Raw genomic sequence first — 22180 nt, forward strand, 5'->3', positions numbered from 1 at the left:
CGCTCTCCTGCTGTTAGTTAACGGGTTGTAAGTCGACGCGCGCCATCATTGCGGCCAACTGGGTACGATCGGTAACGCCAACGTTGCTCTGGCTCACGGCCATCGCGGCTACCGCAGTAGCCAGACGTAACGTATGTTCACTGGATTCACGCATTAACAGGCCATAAATCAGGCCACCTACCATGGAGTCACCTGCCCCAACGGTGCTGACAACCTCGCACACCGGCGGTTTAGCAATCCATTCACCTGAGGCATTGACCCAAAGTGCGCCTTCTGCACCCAGAGAAATCACCACATGTGCAATGCCCTGCTCACGCAACTCGTGCGCTGCGTTAATCACATCCTGCAACGTAGGGAGTTTACGTCCCGCCCAGATTTCCAGCTCGCGACGGTTGGGTTTGACGAGCCATGGTGCGGCCTTCAGGCCTGCGACCAGCGCTTCACGGCTGCTGTCGAAGATAATGCAAGGGCAATGGGTGCGCAGTTCGGTCATCCAGCGGGTAAAGGCGTCAGGATCGACACCTTCCGGCAGGCTGCCGCTGACGCAAACCATGTCGAACTGACCCAGCCAGGTTAATGAATCGCTGGTAAAACGATCCCAGTCCTGCGCGGTCACCCTGAAGCCGGAAAAGTTGAGATCGGTAACGTCCCCGTTTTGCTCGGTGAGCTTGACGTTGATGCGGGTACGGCCATTGACAACCTGAAAGCGGTTAGCAATCCCCAGTTCACTGAACAGCTGTTGGAAACCATCCTGGTTATCTTTCCCCAGAAAGCCCCCTACGGTGACATCAATCCCCAGATCTTTCAGCACCTTGGCAACATTGATGCCTTTACCGGCAGCATGCAATCCGGTGGTTTTCACCAGGTTCACTTCACCGCGCTCAATTTCAGGCGTATAGCCGACCAAGTCGTACGCAGGATTCAACGTGATAGTTGCCACACGTCTGGTCATGCTGCCCCCTCACCTAATCCGCTGTTGATTGCTTCTTCGATGGCATCTAATGCCTGCTGTGCATCATCACCACTGGCAGTGAAACGCAGGCGATGGCCTTTTTTCACGCCCAGCGCGACCACTTTCATCAGGCTGCGTCCGTTCGCCGGTTTGCCGCTGCCGTCGAGGTTCGTAATCGTGATCTCACTGTTAAACTGCTTGATAACGCTCACCAGTGCCGTACCCGGACGCGCATGTAAGCCATGCTCGTTGCGGATCGTGAATTCTGCAGTCAGTTGGTCCGCCTGCTCGTCGACTTCGCTGGTCAGCAGGGCATAAACACCTGCCGCATCCGCTTTTAATAAACGATCGGCCTTATTACTCTGCAGCAACGCGCTGAGGTAGCCCAGCACGTCCAGAGGACGCTCATCAACGGCTGCCACGCTTATCAGCATGTTGACCGGTTCGCCTTGGTGCTCAAACGCGCTCGCTGCGCGGCTGACGGCTACGCCGCTTTGCAGATTGCCTTTACCGCTGTCACTGAGCCAGATGCCCTGTCCCAGACTCAGAGGATGGCGGGACACCACATCCGCGACATAGCTGGCATCAACCACGCCCGCCGCCTGTAAACGCCCGGCATTTAAGGCCTGCAACGTCATCAAATCACGTGCATTGACGTCGAGGGTAATCAGGGAGGTGTCAAAGCTGAACGCCGCGGGCTGCTTCTCACCCATCAGCAGCGCACGCAGATCTTCCGCTGAGGCCGTTTTAAGCTGTTCGGCAACAGAGTCATCACTCAGCACATGCGTAAGCTGACGTAACAAGGCCAGGTGTTCATCGGATTTGGCCGCAATACCAATCGCGACATAGGCGGTCTGATCGTCGCCCCAGGCAATGCCCTGCGGAAACTGAAAGACCTGCACGCCGGTTTTCAGCACCAGATCGCGCGTGTCGGTGGTGCCATGAGGAATGGCAATACCACTCCCCAGAAAGGTAGAGGTCTGCTGCTCACGTGCCAGCATACCGTTGACATAACCTTCCGCCACATTACCTGCAGCAGTAAGTGCCGCCGCAACCTGACGAATCGCATCTTCTTTATTTTGGGCGCTGGCTCCGGTATGGATGGCCTGCAATTCGAGCTGGAACATAATTCTCCTCGCTTGCTGATTGAATCGTTTCAGCTAACTGGTGTTTAAAAATGCTGTTAGCGGCAACGAAGGTTGCCAGAGCAACGCTGAAACGTTTCAAGAATTGTGATGGAGTGACGTGCCGCAGGCAAGAAAATGCGTTAACGACGTAACAGATCTTTGACATTACGCACAATTCAGTGAGGTCGAAGGAGAATCTTAAAAAAGCGTGCTGAAGTCTGGACGACATCAGGTCGATTTACAGTAGGGAATTTCAGCAGCGTCAGCTTTTCAGAGAGAAGTGCGATTGACGAACAACGGAAACGATGCGCCAGCGCGTCCTGCCCGTTTAAGCGCTGGCAAATCTGCACAGACTGTTGCTAACACCCTTACGTTGGCATTCAGGGATGAATAAGAACAGCCAGCCAAAGGGAAAACAGCATCGATAATAACGTTGCCAGTAATCCGGGAACAAAAAAAGGATGATCAATTATCCGGCGTCCTAGCTGTGTCGATCCGGTGTCGTCCAGCGTGACGGCAGCCAGTAGCGTGGGGTAATTGGGCAGGATAAACAGAGAAGCAGTGGCCGGAAAGCAGGCGATGAGCGCTGCCGGTGCAATACCCATGCTTAGCGCCATTGGAAACAAAATTTTGGTTGAGGCGGCCTGAGAATAGAGAAAACAGGAGACGAGCATAATGATGAGTGCCAGTAGCACAACAGAGTCCGTAAAATAGCTGGCGACGATGTCCTGTATAAAGATGCGATTGCTGTTCATAAAAGTCGTGCCCAGCCAGGCCACACCCAGTATGCAAATACAGGAAGTCATGCCGGTTTTAAAGACGGAAGAATCAGGAATGGTGTGCACATTGACCCGGCATAACATCACAATGGCCATGGCGACAGCGAGCATTACGGTAATTCGGGCCTCGCCGCTATTTAAAACTGGCTCTGAAATGATCCCCACCCTGGGGCTGCTAAAAATGGCATAACACAGGATGACAATAAGCCCGGTAACAAAGATCAGGACTGAACGTTTAGCAAAAGGGGACAATTCATGATGGGATATTTTTTTATTACAGAGAGTCCGGGTGTCCAGTTTATCGCTGTTACGTAGGCGATCCCAGCACAGGTAGAAAAGTGACGTGCACATGAGTGCCATGAAGGTGGCAGGAATCATAACGGTAATCAGGTCAATATAACCCCATCCCAGTTGGGTTTGCTCCAGAATACCCGAGAAAAAAATCACCGCCGCTGAAATGGGCGAGGCGACGATCCCCAGCAATGACGCCACCACCGACAGAGCCAGTGCTCGCGTTGGTCGAAGGCAATGATCTTTCGCCACACCCACAATAACGGGCATACAGGCAAAGGAAACCTGGCCTGTGCTGGCCATCATCGTCAATAGCCAGGTTGACAGAGGTGCCGTCACGACCAGCAGACGAGGATAACGACGAAGAACTCGCTCGGTAAGTTGCACCAGATAATCAATGCCCCCGGCTTGCTGCATGGCCGATATCGCAACGATGACGACCATGATAAACACCATAACCAGCATTGGCAGCTCTCCGGGCGTCGCCCCTAATGCGCACAGCACAACGACACCGGCTCCGCCTGCGAACCCCACGCCAATGCCACCGATTCGCATCCCTAAAAACAGGAAAAAAAGTACGGTAATAAACTGGAGTAAGAGCATGTAGTCTTTCCTTTTTTACGTGCGGCCCCTTACCTGCTCACCTGCCCTGCAGGTCTTCACGAATATGCTTTCGCGACAAACGGGAAGACGTTGTGGAAACAGATTTTACCAGGCCCCCCGTCAGATTAAGTCAAGGGTTTCCTGTGAGGGTTGAACAACGCTGTTATTGCCCGTAAAAGTGCGCGTTCCCTGCTGACTGAGGAAGTATTTCATTGAAAGCGTTGTTGCGAGATACGTAACCGCTGAGAGCCTTCGGTGTTAAGCCAGGCAGCGCCCGAAGGATGAGCACCGCCTGTTTGCGTGCCAGTCAGCCGTTAACCTTACCCAGTTCAGCCGAACGCATTGCAGCATGAATTTCTTCTGCCGCCCCTTCGCCTAAGGGCAGTAAAGGTGAGCGAACCGTCGCATGTTCCAGAATCCCACGCGCGACCAGTGCATGTTTAAGCGCAACAGTTCCTTCCATATGTGAACCGCGATGGTACACCGCCTTAGTCACCGGCATGAGGCGATCGTGAATCGCACGTGCCTTTTTATAGTCCTGTGCTTTACCTGCATTAATCATCTCAATTAGCGGCTCAGGCGCGATATTGCCGTATCCGACTAAAAAGCCGTCGACGTCAAAGATGGTATGAAGCAGATATTCATCGTGGCAGGTTAATACTTGCAGATCAGGGCGTTCCCGTCTGATCACTGGGATCTCAGTATCCCAGCGCCGCATGTTACGCACCCCGTTCTTCATTGCAAATACGCCAGGTTGCGCAGCGATATCAAGTAACGTCTTCAGGTTATAGGTGGCTTTAGTGACATCAGGATACTGAAAGAGAATGAGCGGTAATCCACTCTCCTCATAGACTACGCGATAACGATCCTGAGGCGCGCCCTCCTGGTATCCAAAGCGCAACCAGCCATGTGAAGGATAAAGCAATCCGGCAGCTGCACCCGCTTCGACAGCCCGTTTTGCTTCCCGTGCTGCAACCTCTGTGCCCTCCCCCGTGATACCCGCAATCACAGGTATTTTGCCCTCAACAGATTTAACAAAAGCTCGAATTACAGCGGCCTGCTCATCCTGAGTCAGGAAAGTCCCCTCACCCGCATGGCCCAATACGACAAGCCCTTTCACACCGTCGATACTGCCCAGCCAGCTTCCAAGGCGCTGGATGGCTGGGAAATCAATATGGCCTTCACGTGTAAAAGGCGTAACGGGCGCCGGTGTTAATCCCCTGAGATCGATATTGATCATCTTAAACTCCTTAATATTTAGATAATTAAATCTGTAACATAGAAATTAAGATCGAATGAAATCGTTTGTGCAATCGTTTTCACTTAAGGGTAAATCTGAACCGTCCCCGGTGCGCCGTCAATATTCATGCGGATAAAAATGCAGCAATCATCACAAAAAAACAGCGAGGAGAATAACTGCTGCGATCTGGATCTCGGATTCGCTTTCAGGATTTGTTGTCATGACGATACCTGATACAGGCTATCTCAGCTATCGGGCGAAGCCGTCGATTTACGCGGTATAAGTGTGGGAATAACAGTGCGGAGGGTCGACGCATTTTTGCCATTTATCAGCATATCAACTGCATTACTGGCAATGTGCTCCAGCGGCGTTCTTACAGAGGTTAATGCCACAGGCAACCGGCTTACCAAAGGGATATCGTTGTAGCCGACAAGTGACAATGCCTTACCTATCGTAATATTCAGTTGGTGTGCGGCGGCCATGACGCCGATAGCAATCTCATCGTTCACAGCAAAAATGGCACTGGGCCGTGAGGGACTGTTCAATATGGCTTTTCCCACGTCTTCGCCAGACTGGATATTAAAGTCTGACGAACGGCACCATTCAGGTCGCACCGTTAAGCCTGCCTCGTTCATCGCGCGTTCAAAGCCTTTGCGACGATTCAAGGCATTAGAAGCAAAGTCAGGCCCCCCAATCATGCCTATTTTTTTATGACCCAAATCAATGAGATGGCGCGTGGCCAGGTACCCTCCCATTTCATCATCGCCTACGGAAGAAGGGCTGATTTCATCGGTGCGTAATACCAGCACATGGGGAATATCACGCTCACGTAACGTAAGAGGAAGCGGGTCACCCAAACGGCAGGTCGAGAGAATCAAGCCATCTACGCGTCGGTCCAGCAAAGATTCTACCGCGGCGCTTTCCTGACTGGAGTCATCACCACAGGTCGCGACAATCGCAAAATAGCCGCGTCGTGCGGCTGCGGTGGCGATTTCCTCGTAGAGCATCGCGGTGACGGCATCGGTCATTCGGGGAACCAGCACACCCAGCGTCCCGGTGTCCCCTCTGCGTAAACTTGATGCAACGTAATCTCGCCTGTAACCCAGCTCACGTGCAACCTGGCGAACTTTTTCAGCTGAGGCGCTTTTTGACTGTGGCAGCCTTTCATCCAAAATCCGTGATACGGTCGAAATGCTGACGCCTGCCGCATTAGCAACATCGCGCATCGTGATAAGTCGCTTATCTGACGGGTCCTTTTCCTGGCTTTCCTGATCCACAATTGACTCCAAGTAATAATCTGAGTAGCAAATAACTGTCTACAAACTGTAGCTGCTGCCTGTCGGGACGAAATAGCCTGTTCGCTTGCCGCAAGCGCACCTCAGCGTAATCATGATTCACATTATGCGACTGGCTTTTGATTGCGTTCCCGGCTAGCACCGCACCGGTAAAGCTTACGTTATGCATTTGGAGGAAATCTCAACCAAACGCTGCCTGATATTATGCGTCCGTTCACGCTTTTTTAATGACATGCCTCTGGAGTGTGAAGTCACTCGCAATTAATTGCACCGCTGAATTGACGCAAACGCATACAGGACAAAGGATAAACCTATGTGAAAACGATTGCATTAACGTTATCACAGCTTATTTTCTCTCTATAAAGATGTGCAATAACCGTAAGTAAAGGGCCTGAAATTTGATGTCTGTCCTTTCGCTTTCTTACGTTTATGCCCCATGTTACAGGGTATAACTATGACTATTCAGGTTATCGCGTCACGTACGGCTAGCGAGAGTCATTCTGCGGCGCACTCTACTGCGTTACTGGCACGACTAGAGCGCTTACCTATTACGCGACGCTTAAAGCTCATCCGTATCGTTGTTGGATTATCAACGTTTTTCGACGCTTACACGATTATTGCTATTGCATTTGCCCTGCCGCAATTGACCCAGGAATGGGGACTGACGCCAACATTTGTCGGACTGATCATTGCGGCAAGCTACGTCGGGCAGCTGTTTGGCGCATTATTTTTCGGCACCCTGGCGGAGAAGATAGGCAGAATCGGCGTATTACGAATCACCATTATCCTGTTCGTTATCATGGATGCCGCCTGCCTGTTTGCCTGGAATGGTTGGTCAATACTGATTATTCGCTTTTTACAGGGGCTGGGTATTGGTGCGGAAGTGCCTGTCGCCAGTGCCTATATCAATGAATTTGTCGGAGCCAAAAAGCGCGGTCGCTTCTTTTTGCTGTACGAAGTAATTTTTCCTGTCGGTATGATGTGTGCCGGGTTGATCGGTTTTTTCCTGGTACCGGTTTATGGCTGGAAAATCATGTTTTTTATTGGCCTGATTCCCTCGGCACTGGCTGCGCCATTACGTTGGCTGATGCCAGAATCACCGCGCTGGTTAGTGGTGAAAGGACGTCACCAGGAAGCCGAAAACGTGGTGAGTTCGTTTGAAGCAGAAGCCCTTCGCCGCGGCATGGTGTTGCCTGAACCCGTCATAACACCCGTTGTCCCTGCTGCCGTATCATCAGGTGGTGTCAAAGCGCTTTTTTCAGGAATCTATAAGTCGCGTACCTTTATGCTCTGGGGCCTGTGGCTTACGGTTTACACCATTAACAACGGGATGATTACGTGGTTTCCAACCCTGTACCGGACCTTATTCCATCTGTCGCTGGAAACCAGCCTGGCCTATGGATGGATCACATCTGCGTGCGGCGTCATCGCTTCTGTTGTCTGTGCGTTCAATATCGATAAAGTAGGAAGAAAGCGCTGGTATAGTTGGGCGTTCATGCTGGCGATTATTCCGTTAGCCGCGCTCTGGGTATCGGGCGCAACAGCCCCTTTGCAGGTACTAATCTTTGGCAGTATCACCTATGCAATATTGCAAACTATCGCTTTCTCGCTGTATCTCTATTCGGCGGAACTGTATCCAACCCGACTACGGGCGGTTGGCACCGCCTTTTCCAGCGCCTGGCTGCGCGCCGGATCGTCACTGGGTCCCCTGATGGTAGGATTTATCGTGTCCGGTTTCGGCATCAGATTTGTTTTCATCATGTTTGCCGTTATTGCACTCATTGGCAGTGTGGTAACACTGCTGTTTGCTGTTGAAACAAAAGGAAAATCGCTGGAAGAACTCTCGCCCTGAGCTGCTTATCCCGGTGTTTACCGGACGGGAAAATAGTGGGGTTACTGCCAGAACCATTAAGTTTATGGACGTGGAGTGCGTTTATGAATTCAGGCGGACTCTGTGTAACCGGGGATAACAAACCTTCCGGGTTATAACGCCATAAACGTGGATGATCATCTGTAGAGACTAAGGTGCGGTGCTTTGCTCAAGATGAATCAGATAATCCATCGCATAATGACGGTTACTACCGCACATCTCAACCGATGGCTGTAGTCCGGCGCACACTTTCGGACGCAGAGGCGATCCAAAAATTTTACAGAGGTTATTATCCGCAAGCTGAACGCACCGGGTATTAGCGGGTTTGCCCTGTGGCATTCCCGGAATGGGCGAGGAAATGCTCGGGGCAATACAACATGCGCCACAGTCTGTACGACATTCCATCTTTTACCTCCTCGAACCGCTAAAGCGCGCACGATAACAGAACGTGCCTTACCCTGACATCACCTTTACAGAGAAACAGGCCAGGCGCCGATCGCCGGGCATGCTGTGATGTCGCCTTTGCAACGCCAACGACGTCATGATCCATGATGTATACTGAGGTGGCTTTATCCTGTTAGTCGCCATCAGGCACAAAATTTTTCGCGCTGTCTTGCCTGTTCACGTCCGCGCGAGTAACGTTGCGCGCAATATCACTTTGACAGCGAGAACCGCAATGCCAAAAGCGAACGAAATCAAAAAAGGAATGGCCGTCACCCATAACGGCAAACTGCTGCTGGTGAAAGACATTGATGTCCAGAGCCCAAGCGCCCGGGGCGCGGCAACGCTGTATAAAATGCGCTTTACCGATGTGCGCACCGGCATGAAAGTAGAAGAACGCTTCAAAGGCGATGAAATTATTGATGCCATTTCGCTGAGCCGCCGCAGCGTCACCTTCTCTTATATTGATGGTGATGAATACGTCTTCATGGACGATGAAGATTACACGCCTTACGCCTTCAAAAAAGAACAAATAGAAGAAGAACTGCTGTTTATCCCTGAAGGGGGCATTCCCGGTATCCAGGTGCTCACCATGGACGGACAGGTGCTGGCGCTTGAACTACCTCAGACGGTTGACATGGAAATTGTGGACACCTCGCCCGGAATTAAAGGCGCGTCGGCCAGCGCACGCACAAAGCCTGCCGGGATGAGTACAGGCCTGGTCGTGCAGGTGCCCGAATATCTCAGTAACGGTGAGCGCATTCGCATCCATGTGGCAGAGCGCCGCTATATGGGACGCGCCGACTGATCCAGACTGGCGCGTGCGGCAGGCGAATATTGTTATACTATAACAATATTCGCATAATGCTTTGCAGGAGCTTCAGGCATGACACGTGTTAACCTCCTTACCGGATTTTTAGGCAGCGGAAAGACCACTACGCTGCTTCACTTGTTAGCGCATAAGCCCGCCGGGGAAAACTGGGCTGTACTGGTCAATGAATTCGGTGAGATAGGTATTGATGGCGCATTACTTGCCAACCGCGGCGCCACGCTAAAAGAGATTCCCGGCGGCTGTATGTGTTGCGTTAACGGACTGCCCATGCAGATTGGGTTGAACAGGCTGTTAAAGCAGACTAAACCCGACCGTTTATTAATCGAACCCACTGGACTCGGCCATCCCCGCCAGCTCCTGACCATGCTGACCTCGCCTGCCTATGAGCGCTGGCTCACGCTTCAGGCGACGCTGACGCTGCTGGATGCGCGCCAGCTTGCCGACCCACGTATCCTCAATAATGAAAACTTTCGCGATCAACTCCTCGCCGCCGACATCATCATTGGCAATAAACGCGATCGCTGGAGTGACCATGATAAGCAGCGCCTGGCACAATGGCGGGAAGCGCATCAGGCCGATCGGCCGTTTGTGGCTACGGAATTTGGCCGTATCCCTCCAGCCTTGCTGGACAAACCGCGAGGCGCGCCGCGCGACATTCCGCATCCTGCACATCACTCTCATTCAACGCCCCCGGGCAGTGGTATTGCGGCAATGCGTCTTGACGGTCAGAGCGCGTGGCGTCGGGCGCTCAATCAGGGCCAGGGTTATGTCGCCTGCGGCTGGCTTTTTGACAATGAAACGGTGTTTGACGCTCAGCCTCTGCTTGAATGGGCGAGGCTTGCCCCTGTAGATCGGGTCAAAGGCTTCCTGCGAATAAAGGAAGGCTCAGTCAGTATCAATCGTCAGGGGGAGGATTTTCATTATGCATTGCTGGACACAACGCCGCCAGACAGCCGTGTTGAGATGATTCATTCCGCACCTGCCGACTGGAATAGTTTACAATCCGCCTTGTTGAAGATTCGTTTAAGCTGACATGGTTATGGTCGGCGGTTATTTTTTTACTGGGGCAGATTTATGCACGCAACACGTCTTGTCACCATCCTCCTGCTTAATGCACTGGGGATGATGCTGTTTTTTTCTTGGTACTTACCGCCTCATCACGGGTTTTGGTTTGAAATTGATAAAGGGATTTTTTTCGCCTTCAATAATGAGATGGTTGCTCACCCGGCGTTTGCCCTGCTGGTTGCCATCACTAATTTTCGCGGCTTTGATGCCGTGTCCTTGCTGGCAATGGGCTTGCTCTATCTGTGGCTGTGGTACCGCGAAACGCCCACCGGTCGACGTCGTATGCTGGCCATTGGCATTACCATGCTTGTGACCGCGGTCGTTCTGAATCAGGCCGGCCATCTGTTGCCGGTCAAACACGCCAGCCCGACGCTGTTTTTTGACGGCGTGCATCGTGTCAGTGAGCTGACCGGCATTCCCGCTAAAGATGCGTCAAAGGACAGTTTTCCCGGCGATCATGGCATGATGCTGATGATCTTTGCGGCATTTATGTGGCGTTATTTTGGCTTTCGCCCGTTTTTAGTCGGCGTGGTTATTGTCGTTTTATTCGCTTTGCCGCGCGTGATGGCTGGCGCGCACTGGTTTACGGATATTACGGTAGGTTCGCTTTCTGTTGTTCTGGTGGGATTGAGCTGGTGGTTATTAACACCGGCAAGTGATTATCTGGTTAATTGGTTTTATCACAAATTACCGGGCAAAAATAAACCCCAAGGGTAATTAATTAGCGAGGGCGGGTTAATGATTAAATTTTAAACCGCCCTTACTTATAAAAAACTCAAAGTAACAATTAGCACGCTAACAAAAAATCACGCTGAAGCCGATGATATTACAGGATTTATCCTGTCTGATGAAAGCCAGCCGCGCCGCCGCCCTCCCCGCAACCCGCACTATGCCTGGAATTAGCGTCTGTTTTCCCCTTTCATCCTGTTATTACACTTGCATTCCTGTTGATAAAGTGAACAAGTCATTTAAGTTTGATAAGTATCAAAAAAACCTATCAGAATTTGATTAAAAGCACTCGCCACGGCCTCGGGAATCGGTTAATCTCGGTCGCAGTGAGAAAGAAGTCGCGGTATTAAGCATTCTTTAACAGATAAATTGTGGTGATTTACACATTTTTATAATTAAAGCGTTGTCTTGTTCTGGCTGGCTTATTAATCTCATTCCGTTTTGTCATCTGGCTGGCGACAATCTTGTCGTAAGGACTTCGAAGGAAAACCCGAATAATGGTCAAGTCTCAACCAATACTGAGATATATCTGGCGGATAGCGCCCGCTCTGGCGCTGGCAACACTCCTCTCAGCTTGTAGCAGTACCCATAACGCAAAAATCGAGAATCATGAAGTTAACAACCAGAATGGTTTTTTACTTCAAGCGTCTCAGGATGAGTTCGAAGAGATGGTGCGTAATGTCGATGTTAAGACACGCATCATGGATCAATACGCGAGCTGGAAAGGTGTACGTTACCGTCTCGGCGGTGATACTAAACGCGGCATTGATTGTTCCGCTTTCGTACAGCGTACTTTTCGTGAACAATTTGGATTAGATCTTCCTCGTTCGACCTCCGAACAGCAGGGAACAGGGAAAGAAATCGCACGCAGCAGACTGCGCCCGGGTGACTTAGTCCTCTTCCGTGCAGGTTCCACCGGCCGTCATGTTGGTATCTATCTTGGCAACGACAACTTTGTTCATGCCTCGACCAGCAACGGCGTGATGATCTCCAGCCTTAATGAAGATTACTGGAAAAAACGTTATCGCGAAGCACGTCGGGTATTAAGTCGAAATCCGAGCTAGTGTAGAACGAACGTCCTCTCAGCCAGAGAAAAAAGAACGCTGCCTATGCAGCGTTTTTTTTTCTGAATCCAGCGAATCAACGTAAAAAAATACTTGTTTATCAAAATAATAACGAGACATTACTAACTGACTCGTTATATTCTCAAACGCGAAAATGTGTGCGATTGTGCATCATTTAGTTTTGTATTTTGATCAGGGGAAGCACTTCATGCCATTGTCGCGGGCGCTGATACGCCAGGCAACTTATCCTCGTCGCATCGCGTGGAAGAGCGCGATTGTTGGTAGTTTGTTTTTCTTGTTGTTAACGTCTGTTTTGCTTATTCAGACCCAGCACCATCGCAAGCAACAACACAAGCAGTTGCTCATCGACAGCAGCACCGATTTTCAGCACAGCGTGAACGCCCTTATTTCAGATACACTCATTCCGCTGCTTCCCTTAGTTAAGTCTGAATGCTACATCGTTAATCACGAATTAACCGCGCGTGCAGCCTTTGCGGGTGACATACGCGCCATTATCCTGGTTAAAGACGGTAATGCCTTTTGCTCCTCGGCGACGGGCAGTTTCTTTCAGCCGCTCAGCGCGCTCTCACCGCGCACCGATCCTACACGTGAACGGGATATTCGTTTACTGCCCGGAACGCCAATGCAGCCAACAAAACCGGCGCTGGCCATCTGGATCAAACAACCTGGCACCCAGCAGTCAGGCCTGTTTGTCACGCTGAATGTCAGCCTGTCACCTTATCAACTCAAAGCGTCATCTCACCCCGAAATTACCGGTATCGCGTTACTTGCGCATAATACTGCCCTGACAAGCTGGCAGCCCACGCTGGTGCGAAATCACCTGATCCCCTCACCCCTTATGCAGACGCCAATGGACGGATTGCCGTTTCAGTTTGCACTTTATGGTTCAACCTTATCGGCGAGCGACTACCAAACGATCATGCTGATTAGCCTGTTGTTTGCGTTAATTGTCAGCGGGATGAGCTGGGTGTTACTGTCCCGGGTGCGCCGTCCCGGTAAAGAAATCACGATGGGCATTCGACGTGGCGAGTTTCATGTTGAATATCAGCCCATCATCACAGCAGCAGACAGGCAATCGTACGGCATTGAGGCGCTGCTTCGCTGGACGCACCCTTCAGGCGAAGCAATCTCACCCGACATTTTTATCAGTTATGCCGAAGCGCAAAACCAAATCATTCCCCTGACCCGGCACCTTTTTGAGCTGGTTGCACGTGATGCACATCTACTGCGCCACACGCTGCCGAAAGGAACCTGCATCAGTCTGAATATTTCGCCGCTGCATCTGGGTGCCTGCAGCTTTCGCGATGATGTGCTGTACTGGCAGGACAGCATGCCGCACGATCACTTTCAGTACGTTTTTGAGATTACTGAACGTGCTGTGGTGGAAAACAGTAACGCGGCCGCACTGTTTAACTGGCTTCATCAGCGCGGAATTAAAATTGCGGTGGATGATTTCGGTACCGGGCACAGTGCATTAATCTATCTTGAAAAGTATGCGTTTGATTATCTGAAGATTGACCGTGGGTTTGTTCAAAGTATTGGCACCGAAACGATTACCTCGCCCGTACTGGATACAGTCTTACAGCTGTCAAAGAAACTGAATTTGATGAGCGTGGCGGAAGGCGTTGAGACGGATGAGCAGGCAAGCTGGCTGATCAACCGTGGCGTGACACATTTGCAGGGCTATCTGTTTAGCCGCCCGCTACCGCCCGAACAGGTCAAGGCGTTCTTTCTGCGCCAGACCAGCCAGTCCATCAGCCTGTAACACCGCTGCGGTGTCAAAACGTTCAGGAGACCGCCCTCTTTATGCCGTTCCGCTATGTTGTTTTGCTGCTGTGCTGCTGGTTGACCAGCCCGCTGCACGCCAGCCCGGTGCAGGTCAGTTACACGTTTGCTCAGTTGGGCACGCCGAAGTATGCCGTGGACTTTCATCATTACGACTATGTGAACCCTGACGCGCCGAAGGGCGGCAAAATTGTTCAGGCTGTGCCCGGCACCTATGACAATTTCAACCGCTACGCATCGCGCGGCAATCCGGCGGCGGGCACCGGCACACTGTATGACAGCTTATTTACCACGTCGGATGATGAACCCGGCAGTTACTATCCGCTGATTGCCGAATCCGCCCGTCATCCCGCTGATTTTCGCTGGATGGAGATCACCCTTAACCCGCGTGCGCGATTTCACGATGGCTCTGCCATTACCGCTGAGGATGTCGCGTTTACGTTTCACACATTCATGACCGAAGGCGTGCCCCAGTTTCGTCTCTATTATCGCGGCGTGACGATGGAGGCGGTTAATCGTCTGACGGTGCGTATTACTTTACCGGCACCCGACAAAGATTTGATGCTGAGCTTACTATCGCTGCCGGTGATATCGCATACCTTCTGGCAGAATAAAAAGTTTAACGAACCGCTCAGTCAGCCTCCTCTGTCGAGCGGACCTTACCGCATCAGCCGCTGGAAGCTGGGCCAGTTTATTGAGTACAGTCGCGTGAAGGACTACTGGGCAGCTGATTTGCCGGTCAACCGCGGGCGCTTTAATTTTGACGTCATGCGTTACGACTATTACCTGGATGACAACGTGGCGTTTGAGGCGTTTAAGGCCGGCGCTTTCGACCTGCGAGAAGAGACGTCCGCGAAAAAATGGGCAACGCAGTACCGTGGCCGTCACTTTGACGATCAGCAGATTGTGAAAGAATCTATGCCCAATACCGCGTCAATTGATACGCGCTGGCTGGCGCTCAATAATCAAAAACCCCTGTTTCAGGATCGACGGGTACGCCAGGCGATGGCGCTGGCCTTTGATTTTGAATGGATGAATAAAACGCTGTTCTATCATGCCTTTAAACGTACCAGCAGCTATTTCCAGAATACAAACTATGCTGCAAAGGGCCAACCTGATGCCGCACAGCAACGGCTACTCACCCCTTTCCGTGCGCAGTTACCGCCGGACATCTTTACCGACACCTGGGCACCCCCGACAACCCATGGCAGCGGTTACGATCGCACGAACCTGCTTAAAGCCATGTCCCTGCTGAACCAGGCTGGCTGGCATGTTAAAAACCAACGCCTGGTGAACGATAAGAACGGAAAACCCTTTACGGCAGAGCTGCTGTTGCCCGGTGGCACCAACAGCGAATGGGCCCTTCCCTACCAGCATAACCTTTCCCGCCTGGGGATCACCTTAACGCTGCGTCAGATTGACAGCTCTCAGTATCTGCGTCGCCTGCGCAGCGGCGACTATGATATGGTCAGCACGGTGTATCTCGCGATGCCAACGCCCTCACGTAACCTGCAGGCTAGCTGGCAGTCGGACTATATTCAGTCCTCGTGGAACCACGCCAGGGTTCAGGATCCCGTCGTTGATCACTTCGTTAAAGCGATTGTCGACCATCAGGGTGACGCCGACGCCTTGCTGCCACTGGGGCAGGCGCTGGACCGCATTTTGCTGTGGAATGCGTACATGATCCCGATGTGGTACAGCGCCGACCAACGCCTTGCCTTTTGGAATAAATTTTCCCATCCTGCGAGGAAACCTGATTACAGTACGGGACTGGATAACTGGTGGTATGACGTCAGTAAAGCCGGCCGCCTGCCCGCTAACCGACGCTGAGGACATCCTGTGGCAATGTACTTTTTTCGCAGACTGTTACTGATCATTCCGACCTTGTGGGCCATTATCACACTCAACTTTTTCATTGTGCAGATCGCGCCCGGCGGCCCGGTTGATCAGGCGCTGGCGAACATTCAGTTTGGCCAGACCAGCGGCTTGCCCGGCGCAGGCGGCGCTGACAGCAGCGGAACGCGGGCCAGCCTGAATCGCTCAACGCCTGGCGATAATCAGTATCGCGGCGCACGTGGTCTGGACCCGGAAGTGATCGCCGAAATTGAAAAGCGTTACGGTTTCGACAAACCCATCGGGCAGCGCTATCTTTCGATGCTGTGGAACTACCTGCGCTTTGACTTTGGTGACAGCCTGTTTCGCAGTGCGTCTGTGTTGCAACTGATTAAAGAGAGTTTACCGGTATCCATCAGCCTCGGCCTGTGGAGCACACTGATTATCTATCTGGTGTCGATTCCGTTAGGGATAAAAAAGGCCGTGCGGAATGGTAGCCCGTTTGATATCTGGAGCAGCACGTTCATCATCATTGGCTACTCGGTGCCTGCTTTTCTGTTCGGTATTATGCTGATAGTCCTGTTTGCCGGCGGCAGCTATTTCGACTGGTTTCCCCTGCGCGGGCTGACCTCGCCGCAGTTTGCCACCCTGCCCTGGTACGGCAAGGTGGGGGATTATCTCTGGCATATTGCGCTTCCGGTGCTGGCTACGGTCATTGGCGGTTTTGCTACTTTAACCATGCTGACCAAAAATGCGTTTCTTGATGAGATTCGCAAACATTACGTCGTCACCGCCCGGGCTAAGGGGGTTTCCGAGCGCCGTATCCTGTACCACCACGTGTTCCGCAATGCGATGCTGCTGGTGATAGCCAGCTTCCCCGCCACCTTTATCAGTATGTTTTTTACCAGCTCGGTCCTGATTGAGGTGATGTTCTCGCTGAATGGTTTAGGTCTGCTGGGATTTGATGCCACCGTCCAGCGGGATTATCCGGTGATGTTTGGTACCCTGTATATTTTCACCCTGATTGGGTTGCTGATGAATATCCTGAGTGATTTGACCTACACGCTGGTTGATCCTCGTATCGATTTTGAGAGGCGATAATGCAGATTTCGCGTTTAAACCAGCAACGCTGGCAGCGCTTCCGGCATCATCGACGCGGCTACTGGTCGCTGTGGATTTTTCTGTTTATCTTCGTTCTTTCCCTGTGTGCCGAGCTGGTTGCCAACGACAAGCCGCTGCTGGTGCACTATCAGCATCGCTGGTACGCGCCTCTGTTTTTTAACTACAGCGAAACTGACTTCGGCGGCGACTTTGCGACGGCAGCCGATTATCAGGATCCCTGGCTGCAACAGCGGCTGGAAAAAGCGGGTTGGGCGCTCTGGGCACCCATTCGCTTTGGAGCCAATACCCTCAATTTTGCGTCACAGGTGCCTTTCCCTTCACCTCCCTCGCGACAAAACTGGCTGGGTACTGACGCCAACGGTGGCGACGTGCTGGCGCGGTTGCTGTACGGTCTGCGTATTTCGCTTCTGTTCGGTCTGCTGCTTACGCTGTTTTCCAGCGTCATCGGTATCGTCATTGGCGCAATACAGGGCTACTTTGGCGGCAGAACAGATCTGATAGGACAACGACTTACAGAAGTCTGGTCCGGTATGCCTTCGCTGTTTTTACTGATTCTGCTGTCGAGCGTGGTTCAGCCCAGCTTCTGGTGGCTGCTGCTGGTGACCGTGCTGTTTGGCTGGATGAGCCTGGTCAGCGTGGTCCGTGCCGAATTTTTGCGTACCCGCAACTTTGACTATATTCGCGCGGCGCAGGCGCTGGGCGTCAACGACACACGCATCATGCTGCGGCATATGCTGCCGAATGCGATGGTCGCTACGCTGACCTTTCTGCCTTTTATTCTGTGCGGTTCGATTACCACGCTGACGTCCCTCGATTTTCTAGGTTTTGGCTTGCCCATCGGTTCGCCTTCGCTGGGTGAACTGCTGCTGCAGGGAAAAAATAATTTGCAGGCACCGTGGCTGGGTTTATCTGGCTTTTTTACGCTGGCGATACTGCTGTCGCTGCTGATTTTCATTGGTGAAGCCGTACGCGACGCCTTCGATCCCAGTAAAGGAGTCTGAATGGACGCGCCACTGCTTGCCGTTAATCACCTTTCCATCGCCTTTCGTCAGGGCAAACAGCTGCATCAGGTCGTGAAGGATGTTTCACTGTGCGTTGAGGCGGGAGAAACGCTGGCGCTGGTAGGCGAATCCGGCTCAGGGAAAAGCGTCACGGCCCTGTCAGTCATGCGGCTCCTGCATGAGGCCGCCGTCGTCTATCCGCAGGGAGAGATTCTGTTCGCCGGTGAGAACCTGTTAACGGCATCAGAGCAGCGCCTTCGCGGACTGCGTGGCAATCAAATGGCGATGATTTTTCAGGAACCCATGGTTTCTCTCAATCCGCTGCACAGCATCGAAAAACAGCTGTACGAAGTTCTGTCTTTGCATCGCGGGCTGCGGCGGGAAGCGGCACGGGCAGAGATTATTCGCTGTCTGGATCGCGTCGGTATTCGCCAGCCCGCCTCGCGACTCAATGATTTTCCGCACCAGCTCTCCGGCGGTGAACGCCAGCGCGTCATGATCGCCATGGCGCTGCTCACCCAACCGAAGCTGTTGATTGCCGATGAACCGACGACCGCACTGGATGTCACGGTACAGGCGCAAATCCTTACCCTGCTGCGTGAACTGCAACAGGAACTGAATATGGGGATGCTGTTTATTACGCATAACCTGAACATCGTTCGTCAGCTGGCGGATAACGTGAGCGTCATGCGCGCCGGTCAGGTGGTGGAGCACAACCGCAGCGCGGTTCTGCTTCGTCAGCCGGAGCACGCTTACACTCAGCAACTCCTTGCGGCCAACCCGGAAGGCCGCGCCGTGCCGCTCGCGGCCGAATCTCCTGTGATGCTGAACGTGGCGCATTTGCGCGTCACTTTCCCCCTGCATCAGGGGCTGTTTAAGCGTAAAACGGGCGAAAAGATTGCCGTCAACTCGATCAGTTTTCGCCTTAAACGCGGGGAAAGCCTGGGGCTGGTGGGCGAATCCGGTTCGGGGAAAAGCACCACCGGGCTGGCCCTGCTGCGACTGATAGCCGCTCAGGGCGAAGTCTGGTTTGATCATCAACCGCTGCATCAACTGTCACGTAAACAGCTGTTGCCGCTTCGCCGCCGTATTCAGGTAGTGTTTCAGGATCCTGACTCTGCGCTTAATCCGCGCATGACCGTCCTGCAAATTATCGCCGAAGGGCTGGCGGTGCATTTTCCGCAGTTGAGTGCGGCACAGCAGGAAGAGCGGGTTATCGCGGTGATGGCAGAAGTCGGGCTGGACACGGAGAGCCGCCATCGTTATCCGGCAGAGTTTTCGGGCGGACAGCGGCAGCGAATCGCTATTGCACGCGCACTGATTCTGGAGCCTGAACTGCTGTTGCTGGATGAACCCACATCATCGCTGGATCGCTCGGTCCAAAAACAGATTCTGGATCTGCTGCGTGGGCTGCAACAGCAACGTCAGCTCAGCTATGTGTTTATCAGCCACGATCTGGAAGTGGTTCGCTCGCTCTGCCATCAGCTGATCGTCCTGCGACAGGGAGAGGTGGTGGAACAAGGTGACTGTGAAACGTTATTCGCCGCCCCACAGCAAGCCTATACTCGCGAGCTGCTCAGGTCAGTGGCGCTCAGCGACCAATAAAGGTCTCCGCAATCGCAACGCCCTGGTTTTTCAGACAGCAGTTAGTGGCGCTTTCATCACAACGGCGGATAAAAAGACAGGGTTGCCCTTCGCACTCGGCAATTTTGCCATCGACCTGAATGGCGGTCAGCATGTCTTTCAGTTCATGCAAAATCTCCCAGGCGGGCACGCCATCATGGCTTATCAGACGAAGCGCGATAACATCGTGCTCTTCTGAATCCGTATCGTCAGTCTCAATCACGCTATGACGATCGCTCAACCAGCGAAACCGCTGGGGTAAACGATGCACCACCGAAAGTTGCAACATAGTGATCAGTATCTCCAGAGAATGCAGCCAATTCACCACCAACGGTATCAGCATCGCGCGCCGAACCTGTCATGCGCGTTATCAGCCAAATTGCGAGTTGAATCTCATTTTGGGCTATATGTACCGCGTTTAATGATAACTAACAATCATTTTAGACCCAATGTGATTACTTTATTTGCTATTTTTTTTCACAAATAAGAAACATTATTGTCTTTGCAGGTCAGGACAGGCGACAGCGAAGGCTGCCGCCTGCTTAGCGGGCGGCAGAATGCGGACGTGACGCGTAGAGAAAGAGCGCAACGGAGAGCGTTGCACAGAGCGCAATGGTGCCCACCATAGGCCAGGCACTGTTAAAGCTGAACAGGGAGAGCAGCGCACCGGCCAGTGCGCCTACGCCGAAACGTAGCGTGCCCGCCAGTGAAGACGCCGTACCGGCCATGTGCGGAAATTCATCCAGAATTACCGCCATGGCATTTGATGACACCATGGACACACAGCCGATAAACATGGCGATACCGAAGACCAGCGGCAAGAACCCCAGATCAAACGCGCTGACCACCAGCAACCAGATGCCCATCGCAAACTGCACCAGTAACCCAAAACGGAACAGGGTGACAGGGCCAAAACGGCGCACCGCGCGGCTGTTAATCAGGGTCATGATGAACAAAAACACGATATTCAGGCCAAAATAATAGCCAAAGCTTTGCGGCGAAATATGATTGAGCTCGATGTAAACAAACGGGCCCGCATTGAGAAAGGTAAACAGTCCCGCAAAGGAGAACCCGCTCGACAACATATAGCTGAACGCCCGTTTATGGCGAAATAAAGCCACAAAATTCCCTAGCGTCGTGCGCAGATGAAAACGCTGGCGCTGCGCAGGCTTCAGCGTTTCCCGAATCTGGGTCGCGACCAGAACGGTGGTAATCAGCGCGGCTATCGAGAGTGTCCAGAAAATGGCGTGCCAGCTCCAGAGCAACAGCAGCCAGCCACCGATAATGGGGGCCAGCAGTGGCGCAATGGTGGTGATTAACATCACGAAGGACATCATGCGCGAAAACTCCTCTTTCGAGTAGCTGTCGCGCATCAGGGCATTAATCACGACACTGGCAGCCGCAGCGGACAGGCCGTGCAAAAAACGCATCGCGATAAGCTGTTCTATTGACTGAGAAAGCGCGCAGGCTGCCGCCGCACAGGCAAATATCAGGGTGCCCAGCGTTATCACCGGTTTGCGACCATAGCTGTCGGCCAGCGGACCGTAGATCAACTGCCCAATGGCAAACCCCAGAATATAAAGATTGAGCGTCATCTGTACGCTGCCTGCGGATACCGCAAACTGACGCGCAATTTGTGGCATGGCAGGCAGATACATATCTATCGACAATGGCATCAACATCGCTAACAGGCCGAGAATGATCACCAACCCCATTGGCGAATTTTTTTCCTTGCGCACCGGCTTTCTCGCTATTTCTGTTTCAGTTCGTCAGGCAAGCCAATGCTGGCTATCTCTTCTTCTGTTAACGGGCGGTATTCTCCCGGTTCCAGGTCCTCGTCCAGGACGATGGCGCCAATGCGCTCACGGTGTAACTCCACCACCCGATTCCCCACGGCGGCGAACATGCGTTTGACCTGGTGATAGCGCCCTTCGCTGATCGTCAGCAGGACTTCCGTCGGTGTGATGATCTCAAGCTGTGCGGGTTTGGTCAGGCTCTTTTCGTTATGCAGTTGTACGCCTGCGCTGAACTGCGCAGCGGTATCGTCGCTTACCGGCGCTTCAAGCGTCACACGGTAGGTTTTCTCACAATGGTGACGCGGTGAAGTGATACGGTGCGACCACTGTCCGTCGTCCGTCAGCAGCACTAATCCGGTCGTATCAATATCCAACCGGCCTGCGGCGTGCAGTTTGAATGCCATCGGTTCTTCGATGAAATAGACGATGGTAGGATGATCGGGATCGTCCGTGGAGCAGACATAGCCCTGCGGTTTATTCAGCATGAAATAGCGCGGCCCGGTCTGCATCTGAAGCACGTTGCCGTCATACTCGACCTCGTGATCGGGCTGGAGTTTGAACGCGGTATCGCGCACCACCTCACCATTAACGGTGACACGTTGACCACGGATTTCGCGTCCGGCGATAGCACGGCTGATTTCCAGTTGCTGAGAAATGAATTTGTCGAGTCGCATGAATGTGTTTTGCCTGTTACTGCGGAGGGAAACTAAA

Annotated in this window: 19 protein-coding genes; 10 read left to right on the forward strand and 9 right to left on the reverse strand. The window is 52.6% G+C overall.

Annotated elements, in window-relative coordinates:
* Positions 1-13: 13 nt before the first annotated feature.
* From fruK to C1N64_RS16225, 5 genes are all read right to left on the reverse strand, one after another.
* Entirely contained in the window at positions 14-952 is a 939-nt protein-coding gene (gene fruK / locus C1N64_RS16205; RefSeq protein WP_006119955.1) for a 1-phosphofructokinase, read from the reverse strand.
* Positions 949-2079, reverse strand: a complete 1131-nt coding sequence (gene fruB, locus C1N64_RS16210; RefSeq protein ID WP_054633443.1) for a fused PTS fructose transporter subunit IIA/HPr protein — start codon at positions 2077-2079, stop codon at positions 949-951. The genes fruK and fruB overlap by 4 nt, the downstream gene beginning before the upstream one ends.
* 380 nt (positions 2080-2459) lie before the next feature.
* Positions 2460-3752, reverse strand: coding sequence for an anaerobic C4-dicarboxylate transporter family protein (locus C1N64_RS16215; RefSeq protein ID WP_054633442.1), 1293 nt, complete (start codon positions 3750-3752; stop codon positions 2460-2462).
* A gap of 307 nt (positions 3753-4059) precedes the next feature.
* Complete coding sequence (locus C1N64_RS16220; RefSeq protein ID WP_394514961.1) at positions 4060-4992, reverse strand: dihydrodipicolinate synthase family protein; 933 nt, start codon at positions 4990-4992, stop codon at positions 4060-4062.
* A 245-nt stretch (positions 4993-5237) separates the two neighbouring features.
* Positions 5238-6269 carry a LacI family DNA-binding transcriptional regulator gene (locus tag C1N64_RS16225; protein WP_394514962.1) on the reverse strand — a complete coding sequence of 344 codons (1032 nt, stop codon included), beginning with the start codon at positions 6267-6269 and terminating at the stop codon, positions 5238-5240.
* A gap of 472 nt (positions 6270-6741) precedes the next feature.
* Between C1N64_RS16225 and C1N64_RS16230 the strand changes: the two genes are divergently transcribed.
* Positions 6742-8139 carry an MFS transporter gene (locus C1N64_RS16230; protein WP_367143840.1) on the forward strand — a complete coding sequence of 466 codons (1398 nt, stop codon included), beginning with the start codon at positions 6742-6744 and terminating at the stop codon, positions 8137-8139.
* 168 nt (positions 8140-8307) lie between these two features.
* On the opposite strand, the gene C1N64_RS16235 is transcribed toward C1N64_RS16230, so the two are convergent.
* A complete protein-coding gene (locus C1N64_RS16235; RefSeq protein WP_006119957.1) occupies positions 8308-8562 on the reverse strand; it encodes a YkgJ family cysteine cluster protein in 255 nt (84 codons plus the stop codon).
* Positions 8563-8833: 271 nt separating this feature from the next.
* Between C1N64_RS16235 and yeiP the strand changes: the two genes are divergently transcribed.
* The 9 genes from yeiP to yejF all read left to right on the forward strand — a co-directional run bounded on the left by yeiP (position 8834) and on the right by yejF (position 19655).
* On the forward strand, positions 8834-9406 hold the full coding sequence (gene yeiP, locus C1N64_RS16240; protein WP_006119958.1) for an elongation factor P-like protein YeiP: 573 nt from the start codon (positions 8834-8836) through the stop codon (positions 9404-9406).
* Between the two features lie 78 nt (positions 9407-9484).
* A complete protein-coding gene (locus C1N64_RS16245; RefSeq protein WP_394514963.1) occupies positions 9485-10462 on the forward strand; it encodes a CobW family GTP-binding protein in 978 nt (325 codons plus the stop codon).
* Positions 10463-10504: 42 nt separating this feature from the next.
* Complete coding sequence (locus C1N64_RS16250) at positions 10505-11212, forward strand: phosphatase PAP2 family protein (protein WP_006119960.1); 708 nt, start codon at positions 10505-10507, stop codon at positions 11210-11212.
* A gap of 509 nt (positions 11213-11721) precedes the next feature.
* Positions 11722-12288, forward strand: a complete 567-nt coding sequence (mepS, locus tag C1N64_RS16255) for a bifunctional murein DD-endopeptidase/murein LD-carboxypeptidase (protein ID WP_006119961.1) — start codon at positions 11722-11724, stop codon at positions 12286-12288.
* Positions 12289-12496: 208 nt separating this feature from the next.
* The gene (locus tag C1N64_RS16260) at positions 12497-14074 is read left to right on the forward strand and encodes a cyclic di-GMP phosphodiesterase (RefSeq protein WP_033740578.1); all 1578 of its coding nucleotides are present in this window, start codon (positions 12497-12499) and stop codon (positions 14072-14074) included.
* A gap of 41 nt (positions 14075-14115) precedes the next feature.
* On the forward strand, positions 14116-15924 hold the full coding sequence (locus C1N64_RS16265) for an extracellular solute-binding protein (RefSeq protein WP_263757812.1): 1809 nt from the start codon (positions 14116-14118) through the stop codon (positions 15922-15924).
* Between the two features lie 9 nt (positions 15925-15933).
* Positions 15934-17028 carry a microcin C ABC transporter permease YejB gene (locus tag C1N64_RS16270; protein ID WP_205958641.1) on the forward strand — a complete coding sequence of 365 codons (1095 nt, stop codon included), beginning with the start codon at positions 15934-15936 and terminating at the stop codon, positions 17026-17028.
* A complete protein-coding gene (locus C1N64_RS16275; protein WP_033740584.1) occupies positions 17028-18050 on the forward strand; it encodes an ABC transporter permease in 1023 nt (340 codons plus the stop codon). The genes C1N64_RS16270 and C1N64_RS16275 overlap by 1 nt, the downstream gene beginning before the upstream one ends.
* Complete coding sequence (gene yejF / locus C1N64_RS16280; protein ID WP_205956646.1) at positions 18051-19655, forward strand: microcin C ABC transporter ATP-binding protein YejF; 1605 nt, start codon at positions 18051-18053, stop codon at positions 19653-19655. It abuts the gene before it with no gap.
* Here yejF and C1N64_RS16285 read toward each other — a convergent pair.
* The 3 genes from C1N64_RS16285 to rsuA all read right to left on the reverse strand — a co-directional run bounded on the left by C1N64_RS16285 (position 19642) and on the right by rsuA (position 22143).
* On the reverse strand, positions 19642-19962 hold the full coding sequence (locus C1N64_RS16285) for a YejG family protein (protein ID WP_033740957.1): 321 nt from the start codon (positions 19960-19962) through the stop codon (positions 19642-19644). The genes yejF and C1N64_RS16285 overlap by 14 nt on opposite strands.
* A 253-nt stretch (positions 19963-20215) precedes the next feature.
* Positions 20216-21412, reverse strand: a complete 1197-nt coding sequence (locus C1N64_RS16290; protein ID WP_006119971.1) for a Bcr/CflA family multidrug efflux MFS transporter — start codon at positions 21410-21412, stop codon at positions 20216-20218.
* Positions 21413-21423: 11 nt separating this feature from the next.
* Positions 21424-22143 (reverse strand): 16S rRNA pseudouridine(516) synthase RsuA, encoded by a 720-nt coding sequence (gene rsuA, locus C1N64_RS16295; protein WP_033740587.1) that lies wholly within the window; start codon positions 22141-22143, stop codon positions 21424-21426.
* Between the last annotated feature and the right edge of the window lie 37 nt (positions 22144-22180).

The organism is Pantoea sp. SGAir0215 (genome assembly GCF_043543215.1).